The organism is Pseudoduganella dura (assembly GCF_009727155.1).
Taxonomy (GTDB): Bacteria; Pseudomonadota; Gammaproteobacteria; order Burkholderiales; family Burkholderiaceae_D; genus Rugamonas; species Rugamonas dura.
The window spans coordinates 962,246-987,014 of the sequence record NZ_WNWM01000002.1 but is presented as its reverse complement, the minus strand read 5'-3'; the positions used below and the strand labels follow the sequence as shown (position 1 = coordinate 987,014).

The following is a 24,769-nucleotide window of genomic DNA, read 5'->3' as shown; positions in this document are numbered from 1 at the left end:
GAAAGCCTGCCCGCACGCCGGGCAGCACGCTGTTGCACCGCGGGAGCCGTATGCCGATGAACGCACCCGGCACCGGCCATCCCTATTTCGACAGGCTGATCGACATTGCCCGCGCCGGCGGTCCGGTCACCGTGGCACTGGCCCATCCCTGCGATGCCCATGCGCTGGAATCGGCGCTCGATGCCAGCCGCCTGGGCCTGATCCTGCCGATCCTCGTGGGCCCGCGGGCCCGGATCGAACAGGCGGCCGCCATGGCCGGACTGGATATCTCCGCATTGCCCCTCGAGGAAACGCCGCACAGCCACGCCTCCGCCGCGCGCGCGGTCGAAATCGTGCGCGAGGGCAGGGCGCAGGCGCTGATGAAAGGCAGCCTGCACACCGATGAGCTGATGGGCGCCGTCGTATCGTCCGCCACCGGCCTGCGCACCGCGCGCCGGCTTACCCATTGCTTCGTGATGGATATTCCCGGCCGCGGCGAGCCGGTCATCATCACCGATGCCGCCATCAACATCGCCCCGGAACTTGCCGACAAGGTGGACATCGTGCAGAACGCGATCGACCTCGCGCACGTGCTCGAATTCGGCGAGGCGCGGGTCGCCATCCTGGCGGCGGTGGAAACGGTCAGCGCGAAGATGCCGGCCACGATCGATGCGGCGGCGCTGTGCAAGATGGCCGACCGGGGCCAGATCACCGGCGGCATCCTCGACGGGCCGCTGGCGATGGACAACGCGATCGATCCGGGCGCGGCCGCGATCAAGCACCTGGTCTCGCCGGTGGCCGGCCGCGCCAACGTGCTGGTCGCGCCCGACCTGGAAGCGGGCAACATGCTGGCCAAGAGCCTCACCTTCATGGGCGGCGCCGAGGCCGCGGGCATCGTGCTCGGCGCGCGCGTGCCCCTGATCCTCACGAGCCGCGCCGATTCGGTGGCCGCGCGCCTGGCCTCGTGCGCCGTGGCCGTGCTGGTCGCGCGGCGCAAGCTGGCCGATGCCAGGATCCTGGGCGGCTAGGATGAACGCACCAAATCACGGGCTGGCGCCGGACGATGCCGTGGTGGTCATCAACGCCGGATCGTCGAGCATCAAGTTCTCGCTGTTCCGCGGTCCGGACTTCTCGCCGGAGCTGAAGGGCAAGGTGGAAAACCTGTATGCCGGCACCACCCGCTTCAGCGCGTCCGACGCGCAGGGGCACCCGGCCGGGGAACGCACGTGGGCCGATGCGCCGCTCGATCACGAGGGGGCGATGCGCTTCCTGATCGATCACGCCGAAGAGCATTTGCAAGGCATGAACGTGCGCGCCGTCGGCCACCGTATCGTGCACGGCGGCGTCCACTACAGCGGCCCGCAACTGCTGGACGGCGCGGTGCTCGACGACCTGGAAAAACTCATCCCGCTGGCGCCGCTGCACCTGCCGCACAACCTGGCGTCCGTGCGCGCGGTGCTGGCGCTGGCGCCGCAGGTGCCACAGGTGGCCTGCTTCGACACCGCGTTCCATACGGGCCAGCCGGCGCTGGCGCAGGCGTTCGCGCTGCCGCCGTCGATCACCGGCCGCGGCATCCGGCGTTACGGTTTCCATGGGCTTTCCTACGAATACATCGCCAGCCGGGTGCCGGACTTCGCGCCGGCGCTGGCCGGCGGGCGCATCGTCGCCGCCCACCTGGGAAACGGTGCCAGCATGTGCGCGATGCACGCCGGCCGCAGCGTGGCCAGCACGATGGGATTCACGGCGGTCGACGGCCTGCCGATGGGCACCCGCTGCGGCGCGCTCGATCCCGGCGTGGTGCTGTACCTGATCGACGAGCTGGGCATGGATGTGGCGGCGGTGCAGCGGCTGCTGTACCAGGAGTCCGGGCTGCTGGGCGTATCGGGCATCGCGGCCGACATGCGCACGCTGGAGGCCAGCGTCGATCCCCGCGCACAACTGGCGATCGACCTGCTGGTCTACCGCATCGGCCGCGAACTCGGCTCGCTGGCCGCGGCACTGGGCGGGCTCGATGCGCTGGTTTTCTCGGGCGGCATCGGCGAGAACAGCGTGGCGGTGCGCGCCGCCGTGTGCCGCGATGCGGCGTGGCTGGGCGTCACGCTCGACGAATCGGCCAACGGCGCGGTTGGCGGCGGCATCGCGCGCATCAGCGCCGCATCCAGCAAGGTCGCGGCCTGGGTGGTGCCGGCCAACGAGGAACTGATGATCGCGCGGCACGCCGCCGCGCTGGTGGGAGCGCAATGAAAACCGAAGCAAACCATTCGGCCCTGGCCGGCAAGCGTGTGCTTGCCGCCGGCGTTGCATTGTGCGGCCTGCTGGCAGGGCTGCAGCAATCCGCCGCGGCGGCCGACAAGGTCGAGACGCACACGATCGACGCCAGCACCCCCGGCACGAAACTCGTGCGCGGCAAGATCCGCGGCTACGGCAGCGCCGAGTACAAGGTGCAGGTGCGCCAGGGGCAGATGCTGGCCGTCGGGTTGAAGACGAATTCCCGCTCGAACTACTTCAACGTCACTGCGCCGGGCGCGCAGGAGGCCCTGTTCAACGGCTCGATCGACGGCCTCGATTACCGCGGCAAGGCCGAACAGGGTGGCGAGTACACGGTGAACGTGTACCTGATGCGCAATGCGGCGCGGCGCAACGAAAGCGCGAACTATACGCTTTCCGTGGGCACGCAAAAGTAACGGTTGCCTGTTCGATCAAGTCGAAGCGATCCCGGATCGGCATGGGCTCAGGGCGTTCCGCCGGCCGTGGCGCCATGCGGCGCCTCGCCGCGGCCGTCCCACAGCAGGTATAGGCCGTACAGGAAAATCGGCATCACCAGCAGCAGCGATACGTAAGGACGCAGCGGCGCCGTCTCCTGCTGCGCGCCCGAGACCAGCTGCAGCATCAGCGAGAAATCCCACAGGCCATGCACCACGGCCATCGGCCAGATCGACCTGGTGCGCAGGCGGACCGCCGCGTAGCCCACGCCCTGCAGGAAGGCGCCGCCGGATTGCCACAGCGCGTCCGGCACGTCGCCCGTGGTGAAGCCGTTCAGCGCATGCATCAGCCCGAAGATGGCGGAGGAAGCGAAGACTGCCTGCCAGGCCGTGTAGCGGTCCAGGAACCCCGCGAGCAGCACGCCGCGGAACATCAGTTCTTCCGACAGGCCCACCGCCAGCATGTTGACCGCGAGGACCAGCAAGGTGGCGCGCGGGATCGTCAGCTGGTCCCCGAGCGCCGCGAGCACCATCAGGGCCGCATACAGCAGCGGCAGCCAGACCAGGCCCACGGATTTCCATGGACGCGGCGCGCAGAGCCCGGCCGCCCGGCGATCGTCGGACGCCAGCGCGAACGCCGCCGCGAACAACGCCGCCAGGAGCCAGCCCGGGCCGATGCCGACGCTGGCGGCGTCGCCCAGCGACTGCGTGCCGCCGCCCGACGTGATCCAGCCGACACCGATGGTCAATGCCAGCCAGCCCGCGAGCACGCCGAGCGACAGGGGCAGGGTGATGCGCAATCGTTTCATGGAGGCTTTCGATAACCGGGGCAACGTGCCCGGCAGGTGAACATTACAGTCAAACGCAAGTTTCGGGCACTGTCCGCAGGCGGCTGGCATCCCGGCGGAGATTCGTGTACGGTACATGCCTGAACGATAACGTCCAGCTTGCCTGCCGCGAGCGGCCGCTGCGATGCCGATGAAAGGCGCCGCCTCTTCTGACTGCATTGCACGGGCAACAGCTCAAGGTTGCGCAAGGATTTCCCTTACCTTTTGAAAATGGAAGAGCCGTCATCAATGAGCGGATCCAACACATCGGCAAGGCACGGCAAGCGCATCGTCGAAGGGCGGCGGAGCCTGGCGTTGGCCGCAAGCCTTGCCGTTGCCGCCGTGCTGTGGACCGGAACGGCTGCGGCGCAAGGGCGCACCGTATCGTCCGCGATTGAACTGGCGCGGCAGTCGGCCAGCATGAAGCCGGGGGAGTGGGTATGGGCGCCGCAGATCGCGCCGCGCGGGCCGGTGCTGGTCTACGTGGATCTCTCGAAGCAGCTGGCCACCGTTTATCGGAACGGCGTGCGCATCGGCGTCGCCACCGTGTCGAGCGGGAAACCCGGGCACCAGACGCCAACCGGCGTGTTCACCATCCTGCAGAAGGATGCAAAGCACCGCTCCAGTACCTACAACAATGCGCCGATGCCGTACCAGCAGCGGCTGACCTGGGACGGCGTGGCGCTGCACGCCGGCGGCTTGCCCGGCTATCCGGAAAGCCACGGCTGCGTGCACCTGCCGATGGCCTTCGCCAGGCAGCTGTTCGCGGCGACCAAGCTCGGTACCACGGTCATCGTCGCGGGCGATTCGGTGCATCCGGTCGCCACCGGCGGCGGCGAGGTACTGGCGCCATCGACGCTCGATGTGACGAGCGACGGCGATTTCTGGACACCGGAAAAATCGCCCGCCGGCCCCGTGACGATCGTGATGTCGCGCGCCGACCAGGCCGTGATCGTGCTGCGCAACGGCGTGCCGATCGGCCGTTCCGCCGTCGCGCTGCCGCGCGATGACGACGTCACCCACGTGCTGACGCTGGCCGCCGGCACCGGGGGCGCGCAGCAGTGGATTCATGCCGGCGTGGCCGGACACGAAAACGAAGACGGCCGGCCGGTCGACGAATTGGCCCGCAACAAGGTGCGCATCCCGGACGACTTCTACCGGCGCGTGACGGCGATGCTGCAGCCCGGCGCCACGGTGCTCGTCACCAGCGCCGCGCTGGGCGATGCCGGAACAGGTTCGAGATTGACCGTGCTCACTGGCCAGTAGATCCGGGTACGCCGGGCCGGCATTCCTGCGTTCGCGATACCGCCTACCCGCAACGCCCGAGCCGCGAGGCCTTGAGGCACAAGCTCAAGCGCGCGCGCTGCCGGCCGATGCAGGATCCGCCGGCGCCGGCGCCGGCGAAGGAAGCGGGTAGCGCATCGCGACATTGCACCGCTCGTAACGGGCGCCGAATCGCGCCATGATGTCCGGATCGTGCAGGAACCCGGCCTTTTCGTAAAGGTGCACCGCGGCGGCGCACTTTTTATTGCTGAGCAGATAAAGCAGTCCGGCATCCAGCGACCTGGCGCGCTCGATGACGGCGGCAAGCAGGAATTCTCCGGCTTTCAATCCGCGCGCCGAACTGCGCACCCCCATCTTCGTCAGTTCGAAACTGCCGGGACCGGTTTTTTGCAGCGCACAGGCGCCAACGATACCCAGCCCTTTCGCTTCCACGAACAGGATGGTGCCGCCCGCATCGATGATTCTTTCGCGCGGATTGCGCAGTACGTCCACATCGGTCGCTTCGAGCCGGAACATGTCGGTAATCCATTCGGCATTGATGTCGTGGAAGTCGGCCGCCAGCTCGTCGCTGTATTCGCGAATCGCCAGGATTTCGGGCCGGCTCCTGGCGGCGAGGACATCGAGCGGCGTCCGCTCGAGCACGTCTTCGATCCGTGCCAGCTGCGCCAGGAATTGTCCGGCGTTGTCCCCGAGCAGGGCTTCGACCGCCGCTTCCACCTGCGGCCAGACGTGCAGTCTTGCCCGTGCCAGGGCTGTCAGGCCGGCAGGGGTCAGCGAGACCGTTCGCTGCCTCTGGTCTTCGCCCTGCTCGGACAGGACCAGGCCGAGCTCGATCAACTGGCCGACGCCACGTGTAATGCCGGGCTGGCTGATGCCGACCGCTTCGGCCAGCTGGCCGATCGTCATCGGACCGCCGTCGAGCGTCGCGAGCAGCGACATATGCGCCGGCTGCATCGTCAGCCCCGCATTCTGGGTGACCCGTGCCGCGCCTGCCTGCATGCGCTCGCCAAGCCGCTTGAGCCGGCTCCCAAGGAATACCGGTCCCGAATCCCGCAACAAATCCACCATTTCAATTCTCCATAACGCGATATATAACAGTATATGGAATGTTGGTCTTCGCGGTCAAGGCGCACGTAGGCCTGCAGTTGGATCGAACAGCACGACGGTGCGCTCGCCGGTGTTATATGCTGGTTGCAGGGCGGGATGAATGCTGTGGCTGGAAATCAGGCTGCTTCGCGCGATCGAACGGCCCAAGTCCCAGGTCGACGAGATCTGGGCCAGGCTGCATTGAAGCCACGCGGGGTGCCAATGCGTCGTGCATCGGGCCCAACCGATACGGAGGATGCATGAATAGCCCATCCAGTACCAACGGCGGAACCGATACGGGCCCGCTGGTCTTCGATCGCGAACGGACTGCCACGCTGCTCGATTTCCACATGCTGGTCGATGCCATCGCCGAGGCGGCAGCCGAGCAGGAAGCGGGCACCATCCTGAGCCCCGAGCGCCTGGTGGTGCCGCTGGGGGAGGGCGGGGTGTTGCTCAGCATGCCGGCCACGGCGCGCGATATCGGCATCCACAAACTGGTCAACGTCCAGCCGGCCAACCGGCGGCGGGGTTTGCCCACCATCCACGCAACGGTCACGGTCTGCGATGCGGCAACGGGCCGCATCCTGTGCATCCTGGACGGCCCCGAAGTCACCGGCCGGCGCACCGCCGCCGTATCGATGCTGGCCATCCGCACCCTGCTGCGCCGCGCGCCCGCCCGGATACTGCTGTTCGGTACCGGGGTGCAGGCCGGCTACCATGTGCGGGCCATCCACGCGCTTCATCCGCAAAGCGAGATCCTGGTCTGTGGAAGGAGCGCGCAATCGTCCGAAGCCTTTTGCGACAGCCATCGGGACCTGCATCCGTTCCTGGGCCCCTGCGCCGCGCCGCCGTCCGATATCGATGCGGTCATCATGCTGACGACCAGCAAGGAGCCGGTCTACGACGAGCAGGCCCGGCCGGGGCGGCTGGTGATCGGTGCCGGCGCGTTCAAGCCCGAAATGGCCGAGCTGGGCCGCATCACGCTCGATGGCAGCGACCTGTATGCCGACGATCCGGCCGGCGCGCGGCACGAGGCCGGCGACCTGCTGCGGGCGAACACCGACTGGTCGCGTGTCCGTTCGCTCGCCGCCGCGCTGCGTGGGCCGGTCGACGTGAACCGCGCCGCCGTGTTCAAGAGTGTCGGTACCGCGGCGTGGGACCTGGCAGCGGCGCGCGTGGCGCTGAAGAGCCTGGCGAGCGGGTAACGGGCCGCCAAGGCTTGTTCGCGGTCGCCAGGGAATAGCATCTTATTTCTTCGCAGCCGCCTTCGCCTTCGGCGCCTCGCGCACCTGCGGCGCCTTTTCCGCTTCCCTGATCGCCGCGGCGCAGTTCGTGTCCGGCACCTTCGCCACGTTCACCAGCGGCAGGATGGCCGCCAGCGGCGACACGGTCGCCAGCGCAATGGCCGCGCCGGCCTTCAGCGCCAGCGGGCCCTTGTACGGACCGACGTCCGGGTCGGCGAACGTGCCCTTGGCGTACAGCGGCGTGCGCAGCGAGAAGATGCGCGTGCCCTTGGTTTTGGGCCGCACGTCGAGGTTGAGCTGTTCCTGCGCCAGGTCCACGTAGCCGGTAACGTCGATCACGGCATCGTCCGTGTCGAGCACGAAGCGCTCCACGTTCGCGCGGCCGTTGCGCACGCCCGCCTCGGCGGCCAGGCAATTCATCTGCACCTGCTTGTCGCCGAATACCTTGACGAACACGGCGTTGGCCACATTCAGGCCCGCCAGCTCCAGCACGAATTTGCTGACCGAACCTTCGGTGACGACGGCGTTGAGTTCGCCGTTCGACGTGGCCAGCATCGATGCGACCGTGTTGCCCTTGCCGGCCAGCGCCGCGTCGCCGTTGATCTCGCCGAAGCTGCCCCGCATCGACTGCAGCTTGGGGAACAGCTCGCGGATCTTCAGGTGGCGGGCCGCCACGCGGGCCTGCGCATTGATCATCTTCTGGCGGCCGTCCAGCGAGATATTGGAGGAGATGTTCCCGCCGGCCATGCCGAAGTTCAGCGGCGTGAGCTTGAGCACCTTGTCCTTCATGTGCAGGTCGACCACCACGTTCTGCAGCGGAATGTCGTTGACGCGAACAATGCGCTTGCCGGTGAACTTCACATCGGCGTCCAGCGCGCCCCACTTGTCGGTATTGAATTCATTGACCGGCAGCGCCTTGCCCGCGGGCGGCGATTTCACCTTGCCGGCCTGCTTCGTGCCGGCGCCGGTGTCGGCCCCCACGGCCGGGCCCAGGTCCGCCAGTCGCAGCTGCTGCGATGTCAGCTCGCCGCGCAGCAACGGCCTCGGCTTGCGTTGCGAATAGGCCAGCGTGCCGGCGATATCGCTCGCCCCCACCTTGCCGGTGAATTTCTGGTACGTGAAGGTCCAGGCATCGGCATCGTTCTTTTCGCCGAGCAGCCGGCCATGCGTGGAATAGGGCGGCGTCTGCGGCAGCAGCACACCGGTGAGCGGGTACAGGTCGGCCATGCTCTGGCCGGCGAGCTTCAGTTGCAGGTCCAGGCCGGACAGCGATTTCGGATCGCTCAGCACGCCCTCCACGCTGATCCTGTTGCCGCCAATGTTGGCGTTCGCCTCGATCGGGAAGGTGGTATCCGAGTCGGTCAGCGTCAGCACCGCGCCGGCCTTGCCGCCGCCCGTCACGGGCGCCTTGTTGTACCTGCCGCCGAGCGTGAATGCCAGGCCGTAGGGCTGGGCGCCTTTCACGGCGGGCGCGCCGGCGCCGCTGATCGATTTCGCATCCGCGTGCAGGTCGAGGTTGATCGAATCGTCCAGGTAGCGCAGCGTGCCGCTGGAGAAGGCGAGGCGCTGGATATCGACCTTCCATTCGGACGGGCCGTTATCCTTCAGCGTCCACGAATTGCTGCCGTCCTTGCGGCGCTGCAGCGCCACCTGCGGCCCGTCGAGCCGCAGGTCGGTGATGATGAAATCCTTGCCCAGCAGGGGCAGGATGCGGAAGCCCACGTCCACCCGCTTCGCCGTGGCCATCTGCTTGCCCACCGTGCTCCACGAAGGATTGCTCATGCGAATATCCTGCGCGCTGACATAGGGCCGCGGCACATAGCGGCGCCAGCCTTTCTCGTTGTCGAGGCCGCGGTGGAATTTCACGTCCAGGTCGCCCCGGATGGCGAATTCGCGGCCCGTGGTTTCGGAGACCTTGCGGTTGATATAGGGCCGCAGCATGTTCCAGTCGAACAGCATGAAGAGGATCAGCAACCCCAGGATTGCCGCGAGAAGGGCGCCGCCGATCTTGGCGGCTTTCGAATTTATTTTCATGGCACTCGCACCTTGGTTGGGCGGCGCCGTCCGGTTGCAGCCAGCGTGCGGCCAGGGGCGCCTAAAAGCACAACCCTACCTTCGATGGCGTATCGTGTTTGTTAGACACGCAACTTTGCGGGGCATTCGGGATCGATTGTGCTTGCTCGCCAGAATCTGGCCGGCGTCGGCTGTGGCACGGGAAGCGGCCGCGGCAGGCCTGATGCGCTACGTCTTTACTTCAGCGCAGTTCGGCGGGCCGCCGGACCTGGTCGAGCGAAGCGACCAGCAGGTCGAGGTCGAGCGGCTTGGCCAGCACGCACTGCACATCCATTTCCGCGGGGTCGAACGCGCCGCGCGCCGTCATCACCACGACCGGCACCGCCGCTACCGCCGGCGTGCTTTTCTGCGATGCCCTGAACTGGAACCCGTTCATCACCGGCATCATCAGGTCGAGCAGCACCACGGAGGTCTCCGGATGCTTTTGCAGGTAGCTCAGCGCTTCGCGCCCGTTGGGCGCCGTGGCGGTCGCATAGCCTTCTTCCTCGAGGAATTCGGACAGCACGGAACGGATGTCCGCATCGTCGTCCACGATGAGGATCGTCTTGGCTGTCGAACCCTGTGGCGGAACCGGATCCATGTCAGGTGAACTTTCCTGGTGAGGGAGACTGCGCCAGCGGCAGCCGGACCGTGAAGGTCGAGCCGGCCCCTGGCGTGGAGGTGACGTGGATATTACCACCCAGCGCCGTGACGATCTGGCTTGCAATATACAGGCCCAGGCCGAGACCGCCATATTGCCGGGCCGAGACGGCGCGCTCGAAGCGGCCGAAGATACGCTGCAGGTGTGCGGACTCGATGCCCAGGCCGTGGTCGGTGACCTCGATGACCGCTTCGGTGCCGTCCGACGTCGCGCGCAGGGCGACCGGCTTGCCCTCGCCGTACTTCAGCGCGTTCGACAGCAGGTTGGTGACGACCTGTTCGATCCGCAGGCGGTCCCACGAGCCGACAATGCCCGCGTCGCAGCCGACCGCCAGCGCCGAACCGGCCTGGGCGATCTCACCGCTGTCCTCCAGCCGCTCGATCACCTGCCGCACGATGTCGGCCAGCTCCACTTCCTCGAGCTCGAGCTGCAGCTGCCGGCTGGTGATGCGCGATATGTCGAGCAGTTCGGTCACCAGCCGTTCCAGGCGCTGGCCCTGGCGGCGCAGGGTGCGCAGCCGCGGGGCGAGCCATGCCGCGCCGTCCTCGCCGCCCTGGCCGTTGTCGAACAGCCGGGGCAGGCGCCGTTCGATGATGTGGATCTGCAGCTGCAGCGGCGTCAGGGGCGTGCGCAGTTCGTGCGAGGCGACCGCCAGGAAATCCTCGCGCACGCGGATGGCATCCTGCGCTTCCCGGTACAGCGCGGCGTTGTCCATCGCCAGCGCGCAGCGGTCGGCGAGCGCGCCCGCCAGCGCCAGGTCGGCCTGCCCGTAGGGCCTGCGCGGCGCGCTGGCGATGAAGGTCAGCACGCCCAGCGTCCGGCCGCGGGCGGACAGCGGTACCGCAATGAACGAACGTGGATACGTCGCGAGGATCAGCCGCCGGTGCTCGTCGCCATAGGCCATCGCCCGCACGCGTTCCCCGGAAACGTCCGTCAGCAGTACCGCCTGGCCTTCGTGGAGCGCCTGCGTGGCCGGGTGAAGCAGATTGCCGGCGGCCGGGATGGAAACGGCTTTCAGGGCGGCGGCCAGCGCATGCTGCGCCGGGTCGCCATGCGCCACGCCGGCGCGGCGCGCGTTGCCGTATTCATCGACCAGGTCGAGGATGCACCAGTCGGCCAGCGTGGGCACGCCCAGCGCCGTAACCCGCGCCAGCGTGGCCGCGTAGTCGAGCGATTCGGCCAGCGCGGCGCCCGCGCCGGCCAGGAAGCGGGCCGACAGTTCCGCCCGCTCGCGCTCGCGCAGCAGCGTGCTGTTTTCCAGCGATATCGCCGCTTGCGCCGCGAGCGCCTGCACCACCTCCACGCGCGCTGCGGTGAACGCGTGCGCCATCGCCCTGTTTTCCAGGTACAGCAAACCCATCAACTGCAAGTTCTGCCGGAGCGGCACGCACAGCACCGAGCGCAGGCCGAGCGACTGTACTTCCGCGTCGGCGGCGAACGCGCCTTCTCGCGCGGCGTCGCCCAGCACCACGGGTTGCTGCAGCCGCGCCACGTAGCGGGCGATGGCGCGCGGCAGCAGGGGGCAGTCGGCCAGCGCGGTATCTTCCAGCACGATCGTGGTGCCGTCTTCCGCCGCGATGCGGGCCCGCACGCGCAGCGCCGCCGTGTCGCCCAGCAGCAGCATGCCCGTCTGCGCCCCGGCCAGTTCGACGACGATCTGCAGGATCCGCTCGAACAGCCGCGCGCGCACGGTTTCCGCGGCGATCGCCTGCGATGCCCTGATCAGCCCCAGCGCATCGAGCGCCAGCGGCGGCGCGGCGTGCGCCGGCATCGGCCGCGCCTCCGGCGGCGCCGCGACAAGCCCCGGATGGCGCTTCGCCAGGGCCGCCACCTTGGCCGTTGCGCCCCAGCCGCGGTATCCGGCCAGTGCCGCGTCCAGGTAGACATTCGCGAGGCGCGGCTGGCCCTGCGCAAGGAACATGGCCGCCGCCAGTTCGTTGGCCAGCGCCGCATCCTGGACGAAGCCGTGCTGCCGGGCCGCTTCGATCGCTTCGCCGTACAGTTCCATCGCCCGCCAGGGCGCGCGGTCGAGGCGTGCCAGCTCCGCGTCGACCAGCTTCTGCTTGTGCAGGAAGTTGGCCGGGCAGTGGACGGCCCAGTTGGCCAGCCGCGCGCGCAGGGGGGCGATCGAGGCACGCGGTTCAGTCAAGTCCTGTGCGGGCAAGCCTTGGACCGGCGAGTCCTGTCCCCGCGAGTCCTGCGCCGCCAGCGCCAGCGCGCTGTAGAACACGTGCTCCGCCGATGTCACCATGCCCAGGATGCCGGCATCCACGCACTTCGCACCCTCCCGTGCGCTGTGCAGGGCCGCCGCGTAATCGCCGAACAGGTACGTTGCCTGGAGACGGGCCACCCAGAACTGCCCGATGGCGGTCTGGTTGCCCTGCGTCTCGTCGAGGAAGCGCGATTCGTCGAAGTCGCCGTCATCGAACCGCGCGGGCACGGGCGTGCGGCCCGTCATCGCGCGCGCGAACTGCCGGAACGGCAATGAAATCTCGCGGCCGGTGCGGTTGCGGTGCCGGGTGGCGAATTCGACCGCCAGGTCGGCGTCGGCCAGCAAGCCGGGCAGCGGCACGGCGGCCGGCAAGCCGTTGATCAGGATGCCGCAGAGATTGAACGCGGCGTAGGCGAGCTCGCCCGATTCCACGCCGGCGCGGTGGCCTTCGATCATCAGCGGCAGGCTGTCTCTCAACGGCATGCGCCATGCGTGCACCACCAGGCCGAACACTTCGAGCGTGCGGCTTTCCTCGGCGCGGTTGCCGAAGCGCCGTGCCAGAGCCAGCGCCACCTTGCCGAACGCATGGCCCACGTCGTACTGGCCGGTGCGCGCGTTGTGCAGCGCGCCGTGGAACACGTAGGCAAAGGCGGAGTAGGGCGAGGCGCCGTGCAGCAGCGACAGGTTGGCGCCGCGGGTCACCAGGAAGGTGAGCACCGCCGAGCCGCTGAAGTAGGCCGGCGGGCCGAGGATGGAGAGCAGGCGCATGCAGGCGCGGATGTCGTCGTCTGCCACTTCGGGCTGGCTCACCAGGTCTTCGACGCGCCGCGCGCCCAGGTTGACCGGCACGGCGGCGGCCTCGGCGTCGTTGGCGGCCGCCAGGCCGTCCAGCGGCCACGCGTGCCCGAACACGGCCAGGCCTTCCCGGCCCCAGCGCAATGCGCCGGACCAGTCGCCGGCCACCGTTGCCGCCAATACCCGCAGCGAGTACAGGTCCGCCAGCGCGACCTTCGACGGCGCATGCGCGAGGCTGGCTTCGATCACCTGTTCCGCCACGGCGTGCCGCCCCGCGAGGTACGCCGCCTCGGCCAGTTCGCGGTGCAGCGCGAAGGCCAGCGCGGCATGGGCCCGCCACGCCGATGGCGGCAGCAGCTGCCTGCCGCCGGCCAGGTAATCGAACGCCGCTTCGTAGGCCGCGGTCGCCTTGGCCTTGCGCCCGGCGCCCAGGTACAGTTCCGCGACACGCAGCCGCTCGGCCGGGTCCGCGACCAGCGCCGCGCCGAGTGCGAACTGGTCCGCCACGTCGAACAGCCGGGCCTCGAGCTCGCCGGCCGGGGTACTGCGCAGCAGCTGGCGCGCGATGGCCAGGTGGAGCGCCTGCCGGCGTTCCTCGCCGAGCAGCGAGTAGGCGGCCTGCTGCACCCGGTCGTGGACGAAGCGCAGCACGACGGGCAGGCCGGCCAGGTCGTCATCGAGCGGGCCGGCCTGCCGCGGCGCCTTATAGGCTTCGCGCAGCGGCACCAGCAGGCCATCCTCGATGGCCGGCCACAGGTCGTTCATCGCTGTGGTGCGCGAGCGTGCGCCGACCTCGGCAAGCGTGCCCAGGTCGAAATCGTGGCCGATGCAGGCGCCGGCCTGCAGCAGCTCGCGTGCCGCTTCCGGCAGCCGGTCGATCGCCCGGACCATCAGCGCCAGCACGTTGTCGCTGACCGGAGCGCGTTCGATTTCATCGATGTTCCACGTCCATGAACCGGCCCGCGGATCGAAGCGCACCAGCGATTCCTTGTGCAGCTCGTGGAGCAGGCGGCGGATGAAGAAGGGATTGCCCGCCGTTTTCGCGGCGACCAGCCCGGCGAGCCGTGCGCACTGCCCGGGCGGCTGGCCGAACGCGTCGGCAAGCAGGTCGCCCACGTCGTCCGGTTCCAGCGGGCCGAGATGGATTTCCGGCAGTTGCGCGCCGGCGGCCTTCACTTCCGCGAACAGTCGCGCGAGCGGATGAGCCAGGCCGACTTCGCTGTCCCGATAGGCGCCCACCACGAGCAGGTGGCCGCCGCCGGCGTCGCCGATCCATTGACCGATGAGCTGCAACGATGCCGCATCGGCCCACTGCAGGTCGTCGAGGAACAGCACGAACGGGCGGCCGTTGCCACCGAAAACGCCGAGGAACGAGGTGAACACCTGGCTGAAGCGGTTCTTCGACTCCACCGGTTCCAGTGCGGCCACCGCCGGCTGCGCCTGCAGGATCGCCTCGATCTCCGGGATGACGTCGACCAGGATCCCGCCGTTGGGACCCACCGCCGCCAGGATGGCCTGCCGCCAGGCCGCCAGCGCGTCATCCGGTTCGGTCAGCAGCTGGCGTACCAGCATGCGCAGGGCCTGCACGAGGCCGGCATACGGCACATTGCGCTGCAGTTGATCAAACTTGCCTGCGATAAAGTAGCCGCGCTCGCGCATGACCTGCCGTTCCAGGTCGTTGACCAGGGCCGACTTGCCGATGCCCGGTGCGCCTGTCACCAGCGCCAGTTCCCGGCGCCCCTGACAGGCCCGGTCGAAGGCGGCGCGCAGGGTGGCGCGCTCGCGTGCCCGGCCATACAGCTTCTCGGGCAGGTACAGGCCGTGCGGCACGTCGTGTTCGCCCAGCGCGAACGGCTGGACGGTGCCCGTGCGGGCCAGCTCGCCGCCGGCGCGCGCCAGGTCGGCCGCCAGGCCGGCTGCGGTCAGGTAACGCCGCTCGGGTTCCTTCTCCAGCAACTTGAGGACAATGCCGGACAGGGCAGCCGGGATGGCGGCATCGACCGCATGCGGCGCCCTGGGCCGGCGTGCCAGGTGCGCATGCACGAGTTCGATCGGATCGCGCGCGGTGAAGGGCGGCGCACCCGTGAGCATTTCATACAGCGTGGCACCCAGCGAATAGAGATCGGACCGCGCATCCACGGGCCGGCCGGTGCGGCCGGTCTGCTCCGGCGACAGATAGGCCAGGTTGCCTTCCGGCCGCGCCGCGTCGCCACCCGCCACCGGCAACGTGGTCAGCAACATGGCGGTCTGGAAGTCGAGCAGCGTTGCCCGGCCCGTCGCGGCGCACCAGGCGATGTTGTCCGGGCCGATGCCGCGATGGATGATCCCGGCGCCATGCAGCCCCGCCACGGCCCGGGCCAGCCGGGTGGCGATGTCGCAGAACGCGGCCGGCGCCAGGGCGCCGTCGCGCAGCCGCGCGGCGAGATTCTGGCCGCCCGCGTCCTCCATCACCAGCGAGAGCGCGTTGTCCGACTGCAGCAGCCCGGTGACCTTGACGACGCCTTCGATGCCGATATCGTGCAGCAGTTCGTATTCGTGGCGCAGCGCGGCGATGGCGCCGGTATCCAGCGGCCGGATGCTCGCCGACTTGACGAACAGCGCCTCGCCGCCCTTGCGGGCCCGGAAAAACCGGTAATGCCGGTTTTCGTGAACCTTGTGGATCTCATCGGCGGCCAGCGGGCGCATGATGTCCGCTGCGCCGGGATCGGGGATGGGCGTGTCGATCGGTACCAACGATTTACTCCAGCGTACGAAGCGGTTCATGCACGTTACACCACGGCACGCTTGGCGTGAAGGATTCCGTGAATCCGGCCGGCATATGGCGGAACTGGCCGTCAGGCAATTTGCGCATCTTACCCGAGCGAATATTTGTTTGCCGCACGAAATATGTAACGTGCGGCGTGAGATACGGCGTAGCGTGCGGCAAAATGTGCAGCAAACGTGCACGGCGCAGCATCGCGCCGGCGATGGCCGCGGAGAGCGTGAGCGCACATAGCGCACGACGCGCCATCGATACAATGCAGTTTTTGATGGTGGCCGGCGGCACCGGCCGGATCGCTGCGATGACCATGCCACTGATCGATAATTTTCACCAGGCCCTGTTCGATGCGTCGCCCAATCCCTACCTGGTGCTGGACCGCGACCTGAATATCGCCGGCGCGAACCGGGCCTACCTGGCATCGACGAATCGCGCGCTGGCCGATATCGTGGGGCGCTGGGCCTGGGATGCGTTCCCGACCGACCAGGAAACGCTCGGGCAGGCCATCGCGTCGGTCGAGCGGGTGATCCGCACACGCGAGGTCGACGTGATGGCGCTGCTGCGTTTCGACGTCCCGCGGATCGATGGCGACGGCTTCGAGGCGCGCTACTGGAGCATCACGCACAGCCCCGTGCTCGGCGCGGACGGCGAGGTGGCGTACGTGCTGCAGCACCCGATCGATGTCACCGAGCTGGAACGGCTGCGCCATGCTTCCCGGGATGGCGGCGATGCGCCGCTGGCCCTGCTTCCCGAGCAGAGCGGCATTTTCACGCGTGCCCGGCAGGTCTACGAGGCGAACCTCACGCTGAAGGCCGACATCGACCGCCTGCATTCGCTGTTCCGGCAGGCGCCCAGTTTCATGGCGGTGCTGCGCGGTCCCGACCACGTGTATGAACTGGTCAACGAAGCCACCATCGCGCTCAGCGGAGACCGCGACTACATCGGCAAGCCGGCCCGTGTCGCCGTGCCCGAGATCGTGGCGCAGGGTTTCCTCGCGATGCTCGACGACGTGTACCGCAGCGGCAAGGCGCGTGTCGTGCACGGCATGTCGGCGCGGTTCCGGCGGGGGCCGGACGACACGCTGACCGAATGCTTCATGAATTTCATCTACCAGCCGATCGTCGGCGCGGACGGCACGGTGCAGGGTATCTTCGTGGAAGGCACCGACGTCACCGACCAGTACCTGGCGCACCGGGTCGTCGAGCAGACGCTGCGCCAGGAAGCCCGCAACAAGGACGAGTTCCTGGCCATGCTCGCGCACGAACTGCGCAATCCGCTGGCGCCGATCGGTACCGCGGCCGAGCTGCTGTCGCTCGGCACGCTGGACGAGGCCGGCGTGCGGCATGCCAGCGCGGTCATCCGCCGCCAGGTCCGCCACATGTCCGGCCTGGTGGATGACCTGCTGGACGTGTCGCGGGTGACCCGCGGCCTCGTGACCCTGCGGCGCGCGCCGACCGAAATGGGCGAGGTGGTGCACGATGCGCTGGAACAGCTGCGCCCCGTTCTGGATGCGCGCCGCCATGCGGTGGCCGTCGAGCTTCCCGGCGCGCCCGCGCCGGTCTCCGGCGACAGGAAGCGGCTCGTGCAGGTGCTGGCGAACCTTCTCAGCAACGCCGCCAAGTACACGCCGGAGGGGGGCCGTGTCGACGTGCGGCTGTCGGCCGATGCGGTCCGGGTGTCGCTGTCAGTGACCGACAACGGCATCGGCATGCCGGCCGACCTTCAGTCGCGTGCGTTCGACCTGTTCGCCCAGGCGGAACGCACGCCCGACCGCGTGCAGGGCGGCCTGGGAATCGGGCTGGCGCTGGTGAAGAATATCGTCGAGTTGCACGGCGGTACCATTCACGCCAGCAGCCCCGGGTTGGGCAGGGGCAGCACGTTTACAGTCGTGTTGCCGCGGCTGGATGCCGCCGACGGGTCCGCTAGCCACCCGGGGGCCGCTGTCCGCTGAGGCCAGCCGTCACCGGCACCGGACGGCGCATCGGGCGCCGCCGCAAATTCCTTCACCGCATCGGCTACCACAGCCACCGGCATGCCGCCGGGGCCGTTGCTCCCGCACGCTATTCACTTGCGACCTGCAACCCGCTCGCGTATGCTTAAGCTGCACCCACGGTTGAGCTTCGTCTGGCTCAACGGGCAATGAGAATGCATGCGATACGGGCGCAAGCGCAGGATATGAGCGCGAAACGCGAGCGCGAAACGCAAGCACGACACCAGCGGCGTGAGGAGACAACAATGGACGAGATGCCAGGCCCGGCGCTCAAGTCCCGCGCCCTGCGTGCCATGAGGGCGGACAGCCTGCCTATCTTCGCATGGCCGTTCTTCGGCCTGATCGTGGCTTGCACCTGCTGGGTCTACCTGTTCCAGGTGCTCGACGCCGAGCGCACCCAGTTCGAACGCCGGGCCTACGAAACCGCGACCAGGATCGCGGTGAACCAGGCGGCCCAGCTGTCGCGCGACCTGACGATGATCGACCAGATCCTCGTGCTGATCGGTTCGCACTGGCAGGCGGTCGGCGGCAAGCCCGAACAGAAAACGCTCGACGAAGTGGTGGGCCCGGACAAGGCGATCCTCAATATCTCGGTCTTCAGCCCCCGGTACGAGATGCTGTTCACGAACAGTCCCTCGGCCTGGGGCGAGGAGGAACTGAAAACTGCCGGCAGCCTGCCCTTTTTCGCCGAGCAGACGAAAAGCGGCGTGGATGCGATGTTCATCGGCGCGCCCAGGAAATTGCCGGGGCAGGACGAGTATTTCGTCCGTTTTTCCCGCAAGATCCTCGATGCCTCCGGCAACCTGGCCGGCGTGGTGGTGGTGGCTCTCGACAGCGATTCGCTGATGGCGCCCTACGACGGCGGCATTCTCGGCCAGCATGGCTTCGTCGCGTCGTACGGCATCGATGGCGCGTCCCGGGCTTTCCGCGCGGAGCATGCCGGGCGCCAGCCGCCGGTCATTCCGCTGTCGCTGCGTTTCGCGCTCGACACGTCGGCGGGAAACATCTACGTGTCCGGAAAGGATTTCGGCGATTCGGTCAACCGCTTCATTTCCTGGGCCAGGGTGGACGGATTCCCGATCGTCGTCATCGCGGCGGCGGACCAGACCGAAGCGCAGGCCGCGATGAACGAGCGGCGCCTGCTGTCCATCCAGATCGCGGCGGGCGCCAACCTGGTCCTGGCGGCGTTCGTGATCATCGCCACGACGATGTCGGTCCGTTTCCATCGCGAGCGCCGCCAGCTCGAACTTTCCCAGGCCGCCTACCGCAAGGCCACGGAAGGCGGAACGGAAGGCTTCTTCATCTGCCAGCCGGTGCACGGCGAAGGCAAGGTCATCGTGGATTACTGCATCGTGGACTGCAACGAACGCGGCGCCGCGATGCTGGGTTCGTCGCGCCAGTCGGTCATCGGCCAGCGCCTGCTGGGCATACAGGGAGGGCTGGCCGCGCAACCGGCCAAGGAACTGCTGGACAAGGCGTTCCGGCAGGGCGCGGCCGAGGAGGATTTCCAGATCGAGCCGGACAGCAGGAGCGAGCCGCAGCACCTGCGCATGGGCGTTGTCAGGTCGGAGGAAGTGCTTGCCATCACCGTGCGCGACGTCACGCTGGAAAAGTCGCACATGGCAGACTTGGAACGCAGGGGCAACGAGGATACCCTCACCGGCCTGCCCAACCGCGGCTGGATCCGGCGGCAGTTGCCGGCCATGCTCGAACGCGCGGACAAGGCGGGCCAGAAGCTGGCGGTGCTCTTCGTTGACCTGGACGGCTTCAAGCTGGTCAACGATACGTTCGGCCATGGCGCCGGCGATGAAGTGCTGCAGCACGTGGGCAAGCGCCTCAAGGTGGCGGTGCGCCCGAACGACCATGTGATACGGCTCGGCGGCGACGAGTTCGTGGTGGTGCTCGAACTGCTGGCCCACGAATCGGAGGCGGAACACGTGGCCGATCGCATCCTGCATGCCTTCCAGGCCCCGTTCACCACGTCGAAGGGTACCGCTTCGGTCGGCACGTCGATCGGCATCAGCGTGTACCCCTGCGATGCGAAGGACATGGAAACGCTGTACCAGCATGCCGATATCGCGATGTACGAGGCCAAGACGTCCGGCAAGAACCGCTACCACCTGTTCAACTCGGCGTTCTACGATGCGATGCGCGCGCGTACTCGGCGCGAAAAGGAACTGCGCGCCGCCATCGCCAACAACGAGTTCGTCATGCATTACCAGGCGCGCGTCGACTGCCGGACCAGCAAGGTCACGAGCCTGGAAGCCCTGGTGCGGTGGAATCACCCGCTGGAAGGCGTGCTCGCGCCGGACGAATTCATCGGCCTGGCCGAGGAAACCGGCCTGATACTGAACCTGGGCGAGCTGGTGATCGACCTGGTCTGCGCGCAGATCGCGCGGTGGTCCGGGGGCGTCTATGCCAGCGTGCCTGTTTCCATCAACGTGTCGAGCCGGCAGTTCAACGAGCGCGATATCCGCGAGAGTATCGGCGACGCGCTTGCCCGCCATGGGATCAGTGCCTCGTCCGTCGAGATCGAGCTGACCGAATCGTCGATGGTGGTCGATCCGCGGCGCACCGCGGACAACCTGCAGGCCATCCACGCGTTGGGCGTCAGGCTGCTGGTGGACGACTTCGGCACCGGATACTCGTCGCTTTCCATGCTGCACAACATGGCCTTCGACCTGCTGAAAGTCGACAAGTCGTTCACGAGCCGGCTTGGCAAGGATGAAAACGGCGATGTGTTTTTCCAGGCGATCATCACCATGGCCCATTCGCTGGGCATGCGGGTGGTCGCCGAGGGCGTGGAAACGGCGACGCAGGTGCGCATCCTGCAAGCCCTGGGCTGCGACGAACTGCAGGGTTTCCATCTGTTCAGGCCGGTGCCGGCCGACGAACTGCCGCACAGCCTGGAGGTGGCCGCCTGACGAACGGTAGTGCGGCAGCGCGGCAGCGACATCGCCCCAGTGTGCCTGATCGAACAGTTCTCCACTGCGCAGCGCAGTAACCTGACGGCTTCGACGCAGGGAGAAAACATGAACAACGATCCCGATCGCACGGTCCAGGACGTCGCACGCGCAGGAAGGCCGGCTGCGGCAATCCGTTGCGGCGGCGCAGGCGGCTTCATACGGTGAACAAGCGGGACGAACCCCCGCAGTGCCGTTCGCCGCTATCGGCGCTCGTCATCGCGGCCTGCCTGGCGATCGGCATCGCCAATCTCGGCGGCTGGCTGGCTGGACAGCGAGCGTTCATCTCGATCGTTCCCGGTTTGCCGGCCATGGTGCCGGCAACCGCGATCCTGTCGCTGCTGATGGCGGGAGGGCTCTGGGCGCAACGGACGTGGCCGGCGCGGCCGGCGCTCGTGCTGCCATGGCCCGCGGCCGTGATCGCGCTGGCGCTCGCCATCGAAACCTGCTATCTCGCCGGCGGGCCGCCGTTTCCCTTCGTGCCGATGCGAAGCGGGCACGAACAGGCAACGAGCCTGTCGTCGCCGGTCACGGCCGGCATGTTTTTCTGGCTCGGCTGCGCGCTGGCGCTGGCCGCGGCGCGCACGCGGATGAAGCTTGCCCAGGCCATCGCACTGGCGGTATTCCTGCTGGCGATCCTGAACCTGGCAGGGTACCTGTTCCGCGACACGCTGCTGTTCCGCTTCCTGCCGGGGCGCGGCACTTCCGTGCTGACCACCGCGCAGGTGATCCTGCTGTCGCTGGGTATCCTGTTCGCGCATCCGCGCGACGGCCTGATGGCGGCGGTCACGGGAGAGCTGCCCAGCGCGCGGATCTCGCGCCGGCTGCTGGTGCTGGCGTTCGTGGTGCCGGTCGGCACCGGCGCGCTCGCGGCCATGGCTGCCCGGGCCGGCCTGTACGACAGCGGCACGGCGCTGCCGCTGTTCGTCTGGAGCCTGGTCGTTCTGTTCATGATGATCATCTGGCGCTTCGCGATCGGGCTGGCCGCGGTCGATGCCGCCCGGTCGCATGCGGAGCGCGAACTGCACGCCGCGCTCGGGACCCTGCGCGCCGAGCATGACAGGAAGGATGTCTTTTTCGCCACGCTGGCCCACGAACTGCGCAACCCGCTGGCGCCGGTCGGCGCGGCGGCGGAAGTGCTGCGGCTGGGTGGCGCCGCGCGGCCCGAAGAGCGGCAACGGATCGGCAATGTGATCGCCGCCCAGGTCGGCCAGATCGTGGCGCTGGTCGACGACCTGATGGACGTGGAACGCGTGAGCCACGGCCGGATCGCACTGGACCGCGCCGTGCTCGACATGCGCGACGTGATCGCCGGCTCGCTCGACCAGGTACAGGACCTGATGCGGCGCAGGCGCCACGATTGCCGGGTGGTGCTGCCTGGCGGGCCGGCCCATGTGTGCGGAGATCACAAGCGGCTGGTGCAGATCGTGTCGAACCTGCTCAACAATGCCGCGAAGTACACGCCGCCGGGCGGCACCATCGTGCTCACGCTGGCGGCGGGGCCGCGGCAGGTGGAAGTGATCGTCGAAGATAACGGGGTCGGCATCGATGCCGGGCTGCTCCAGCGGCTGTTCGAGCGATATTCGCAGGCCGCGCTCACTTCCGACCGCGCCGAGGGCGGTCTCGGTCTCGGCCTGTGGCTGGCGCAGCGGCTGGCCGAGCTGCATGGCGGAACGATCCGCGCGGCCAGCGCGGGCCCGGGGCAGGGGAGCACATTTACGCTGGCGCTGCCGCGGGCGGACCAAACCGCCGGCTGCGGGCCGGTGGAGCACTAGGCTCCCCGGCGCTACCCTGTTTGCTTTGCCGTTTCGGAACTTGCGGATACGCCGGCGGCATCGGGCGCCACCGTATCGAGCGTCACCGTGAATACGCTGCCCATGCCGGGTCCGCCACTATGCGCGGCCACCGTGCCGCCATGCATGGCGACGATGTGCCGTACCAGCGCCAGGCCGATGCCCAGGCCGCCCTGCGTGCGGTCGGGCGACCGCTCCGCCTGGGTGAACAGGTCGAACACGTGCGGCAGCAGCTGGTGGTCGAGGCCGATGCCGTTGTCGCGTACTTCGATGGTCACCGCCGCCCCATGGCACGCGAGCGCCAGCGTGATGCGCCCGCCGCGCGGCGTGTATTTCGCGGCATTGTTCAACAGGTTGGCCACCACCTGCACCAGGCGGTGCGCATCGCCGAGCACCTGCGCGCCGCCGGCATCGCCGTCGATCGCAAAGGCATGCCCGCGCGCCTCGAGCAGGGGCCGCGCCTGTTCGACGGCGCTGGCAACGATGTCCATCACGTGCACGCATGCGGTCTCCAGCTGGATCAGGCCGCGCGTCACGCGCGCCACATCGAGCAGGTCGTCGACCAGCGAAGTCATATGGCGCACCTGGCGGCCGATGACCATGCTGGCCAGGCGCACCCGCTCTTCGTCGGCGGCGGAGAATTTCAGTACCTCAGCCGCCGCGGAGATCGGCGCCAGCGGGTTGCGCAGTTCGTGGGCGAGCATCGCCAGGAATTCATCCTTGCGCCGGTCCTGCTCCTGCAGTCCGGCCTGTGCCGTGACCATGTCATGGATATCGGCATTGGCGCCGATCCATTCGCGGATGGCGCCGTTCGCGTCCACGATCGGCAAGCCCTTGACCGCCATCCAGCGATAGCAGCCGTCCACGCGGCGGATACGGTACCTGGTCTCGAACACCGAGCGCGATGCCACGCAGGCGGTCCACAACGCCCTGGTGCCGTCCCGGTCGTCCGGATGCAACGCATCCAGCCAGCCGAAATCCTTCCATTCGTCGTATGTCTGGCCCGTGAACGCACGCCAGGAAGGCGAATCCTCGAGCACGCGGCCATCCGGCGTGTTCGTCCACACGATCTGGTTGGTCGCCATCACGAGGATGCGGAAACGTTCTTCGCGGGTGCGCAGGGCGGTCTCGGCTTCGATCCGCTCGCTGATATCCTCGTGCATCAGCATCACTTCCAGGATGTTGCCGTGGCTGTCCTTGATCGGGTGCGCGCGCGCCGTCACCCAGCGCGCCGGTCCTGTCCCGCCCAGCGCCGCGACGTCGTAGCGAATGGCTGGAATGGTCACGGATTCGCCGGCAACCGCGCGCTCCAGGCAGGCGGCGATACCGGCCGCGATGAGTTGCGGGTCCCGCAACACGTTGTAGTCCGCGCTGAAGACATGGGCTCTGAGCGCCGAGCCTTCATGGATCTGCCACAGGTTTTCCCACGCCTTGTTGACGCGCAGCGTGCGGCCATCGGGTGCCAGGATCTGGATACTGACGGGCGCCTGCTCGAACAGGGCGCCGAAGCGCACTTCGGGGCTGGCGCGATCGGCGGGACTGGCGGGTGGAATCATGAGGCGGGGCGTTTCTGGTAAAGCTCGCGAAAAGCGAGTACCAGGCATGATGTCACAATTTTAATTACCCTGCATAACTATCGGCAGCACGGCAACCCGCGATGGTGACAATTCGCGTATTTTGCAACGGCAGAATTTCGTTATGCTGCGAGCGTGACGCGATGTCCGGCGTTTCCAACTTTCGCGAGTGCCCATGCAAGCAAAGCGGCGTACCCTTGTGGCGGCCATGGCGGTCGTTCCCCTGGCGGGTTGCCAGTCGATCCTTTCTCCAGTAAAAGAGCAAAAACCCATGTACGGTCTCATCGGAAAAATCAAAACCACCCCCGGCCAGCGCGATGCGCTAGCCGCGATCCTGTTGAAGGCGACGGCTGCGATGCCCGGCTGCCTGAGCTACATCGTCGCCGCCGATCCGAACGATGCCGATGCGCTGTGGATCACCGAGGCGTGGGACAGCGCGGAGAGCCACAAGGCTTCGCTCGGCCTGCCGGCCGTGAAGGAGGCGCTGGTGGCCGGGCGGCCGCTGATCGCCGGGTTCGGGGAGCGGTTCGAGACGGTGCCGCTGGGCGGGGCCGGGCTGCTGGGGGCATAGCACTCCCGGCCGCTATCGGGGGGCCTATCCGCACGCCGGCATGGCATCCGCCGGACTTTTACATTCGGGATTGGAATCCCTTTGCGCTTCCATGCAAAGGGCCTTGACGTCATGCAATGGTCTTCCCTATAATCATGCCTCTTCGGGAGGTTAGCTCAGGGGTAGAGCACTGCATTCACACTGCAGGGGTCGCAAGTTCGAAACTTGCACTTCCCACCAGGATTCGCAGGACACATGAAAGGCTTGCAACGTTGCGTTGCAGGCCTTTTTTGCGTCGG

16 protein-coding genes and 1 tRNA gene are annotated in these 24,769 nt (G+C 67.9%); 10 read left to right on the top strand and 7 right to left on the bottom strand.

Annotated features, from left to right (window positions below; genetic code table 11):
* Positions 1 to 56 precede the first annotated feature (56 nt).
* From GJV26_RS04460 to GJV26_RS04450, 3 genes are read left to right on the top strand one after another with little or no spacing between them, the layout of a single operon-like run.
* Positions 57 to 1,007, top strand: coding sequence for a phosphate acetyltransferase (locus GJV26_RS04460; RefSeq protein WP_155712244.1), 951 nt, complete (start codon positions 57 to 59; stop codon positions 1,005 to 1,007).
* Between the two features lies 1 nt (position 1,008).
* The gene (locus GJV26_RS04455; RefSeq protein ID WP_155707775.1) at positions 1,009 to 2,223 is read left to right on the top strand and encodes an acetate/propionate family kinase; all 1,215 of its coding nucleotides are present in this window, start codon (positions 1,009 to 1,011) and stop codon (positions 2,221 to 2,223) included.
* Positions 2,220 to 2,663 carry a DNA breaking-rejoining protein gene (locus GJV26_RS04450; RefSeq protein ID WP_155707774.1) on the top strand — a complete coding sequence of 148 codons (444 nt, stop codon included), beginning with the start codon at positions 2,220 to 2,222 and terminating at the stop codon, positions 2,661 to 2,663. Before GJV26_RS04455 ends, GJV26_RS04450 begins: the two co-directional genes overlap by 4 nt.
* Positions 2,664 to 2,710: 47 nt before the next feature.
* Here the strand turns inward: GJV26_RS04450 and GJV26_RS04445 are convergent, their stop codons facing one another.
* Positions 2,711 to 3,490, bottom strand: a complete 780-nt coding sequence (locus GJV26_RS04445) for a CPBP family intramembrane glutamic endopeptidase (RefSeq protein WP_173346147.1) — start codon at positions 3,488 to 3,490, stop codon at positions 2,711 to 2,713.
* Positions 3,491 to 3,757: 267 nt separating this feature from the next.
* Between GJV26_RS04445 and GJV26_RS04440 the strand changes: the two genes are divergently transcribed.
* On the top strand, positions 3,758 to 4,774 hold the full coding sequence (locus GJV26_RS04440; RefSeq protein ID WP_155707772.1) for a L,D-transpeptidase: 1,017 nt from the start codon (positions 3,758 to 3,760) through the stop codon (positions 4,772 to 4,774).
* An 84-nt stretch (positions 4,775 to 4,858) separates the two neighbouring features.
* Here the strand turns inward: GJV26_RS04440 and GJV26_RS04435 are convergent, their stop codons facing one another.
* Positions 4,859 to 5,860 (bottom strand): bifunctional helix-turn-helix transcriptional regulator/GNAT family N-acetyltransferase, encoded by a 1,002-nt coding sequence (locus tag GJV26_RS04435; RefSeq protein WP_155707771.1) that lies wholly within the window; start codon positions 5,858 to 5,860, stop codon positions 4,859 to 4,861.
* A 278-nt stretch (positions 5,861 to 6,138) separates the two neighbouring features.
* On the opposite strand from GJV26_RS04435, the gene lhpI reads away from it, so the two are divergent.
* On the top strand, positions 6,139 to 7,083 hold the full coding sequence (lhpI, locus tag GJV26_RS04430) for a bifunctional Delta(1)-pyrroline-2-carboxylate/Delta(1)-piperideine-2-carboxylate reductase (protein WP_155707770.1): 945 nt from the start codon (positions 6,139 to 6,141) through the stop codon (positions 7,081 to 7,083).
* A 42-nt stretch (positions 7,084 to 7,125) separates the two neighbouring features.
* Here the strand turns inward: lhpI and GJV26_RS04425 are convergent, their stop codons facing one another.
* From GJV26_RS04425 to GJV26_RS29765, 4 genes are all read right to left on the bottom strand, one after another.
* On the bottom strand, positions 7,126 to 9,156 hold the full coding sequence (locus GJV26_RS04425; protein WP_155707769.1) for an AsmA family protein: 2,031 nt from the start codon (positions 9,154 to 9,156) through the stop codon (positions 7,126 to 7,128).
* 220 nt (positions 9,157 to 9,376) lie between these two features.
* Positions 9,377 to 9,775 (bottom strand): response regulator, encoded by a 399-nt coding sequence (locus GJV26_RS04420; RefSeq protein ID WP_155707768.1) that lies wholly within the window; start codon positions 9,773 to 9,775, stop codon positions 9,377 to 9,379.
* Between the two features lies 1 nt (position 9,776).
* On the bottom strand, positions 9,777 to 15,605 hold the full coding sequence (locus GJV26_RS04415; protein ID WP_173346146.1) for an AAA family ATPase: 5,829 nt from the start codon (positions 15,603 to 15,605) through the stop codon (positions 9,777 to 9,779).
* Positions 15,580 to 15,912, bottom strand: a complete 333-nt coding sequence (locus tag GJV26_RS29765; protein WP_173346145.1) for a hypothetical protein — start codon at positions 15,910 to 15,912, stop codon at positions 15,580 to 15,582. The genes GJV26_RS04415 and GJV26_RS29765 overlap by 26 nt, the downstream gene beginning before the upstream one ends.
* Here GJV26_RS29765 and GJV26_RS04410 point away from each other — a divergent pair.
* The 3 genes from GJV26_RS04410 to GJV26_RS30615 all read left to right on the top strand — a co-directional run bounded on the left by GJV26_RS04410 (position 15,905) and on the right by GJV26_RS30615 (position 22,328).
* Positions 15,905 to 17,551 (top strand): sensor histidine kinase, encoded by a 1,647-nt coding sequence (locus GJV26_RS04410; protein ID WP_173346144.1) that lies wholly within the window; start codon positions 15,905 to 15,907, stop codon positions 17,549 to 17,551. The two genes, GJV26_RS29765 and GJV26_RS04410, sit on opposite strands and share 8 nt — an antisense overlap.
* Positions 17,552 to 17,835: 284 nt before the next feature.
* Complete coding sequence (locus tag GJV26_RS04405; protein WP_173346143.1) at positions 17,836 to 20,514, top strand: bifunctional diguanylate cyclase/phosphodiesterase; 2,679 nt, start codon at positions 17,836 to 17,838, stop codon at positions 20,512 to 20,514.
* 203 nt (positions 20,515 to 20,717) lie between these two features.
* On the top strand, positions 20,718 to 22,328 hold the full coding sequence (locus GJV26_RS30615) for a sensor histidine kinase (RefSeq protein ID WP_155707764.1): 1,611 nt from the start codon (positions 20,718 to 20,720) through the stop codon (positions 22,326 to 22,328).
* A gap of 11 nt (positions 22,329 to 22,339) precedes the next feature.
* Here the strand turns inward: GJV26_RS30615 and GJV26_RS04395 are convergent, their stop codons facing one another.
* On the bottom strand, positions 22,340 to 23,902 hold the full coding sequence (locus GJV26_RS04395; protein WP_173346142.1) for a sensor histidine kinase: 1,563 nt from the start codon (positions 23,900 to 23,902) through the stop codon (positions 22,340 to 22,342).
* A gap of 289 nt (positions 23,903 to 24,191) precedes the next feature.
* Between GJV26_RS04395 and GJV26_RS04390 the strand changes: the two genes are divergently transcribed.
* Together GJV26_RS04390 and GJV26_RS04385 are read left to right on the top strand one after the other, a co-directional pair.
* Positions 24,192 to 24,491, top strand: a complete 300-nt coding sequence (locus GJV26_RS04390) for a putative quinol monooxygenase (RefSeq protein ID WP_173346141.1) — start codon at positions 24,192 to 24,194, stop codon at positions 24,489 to 24,491.
* A 144-nt stretch (positions 24,492 to 24,635) separates the two neighbouring features.
* Positions 24,636 to 24,710 (top strand) — tRNA-Val (locus tag GJV26_RS04385).
* The last annotated feature ends 59 nt before the right edge of the window (positions 24,711 to 24,769 follow it).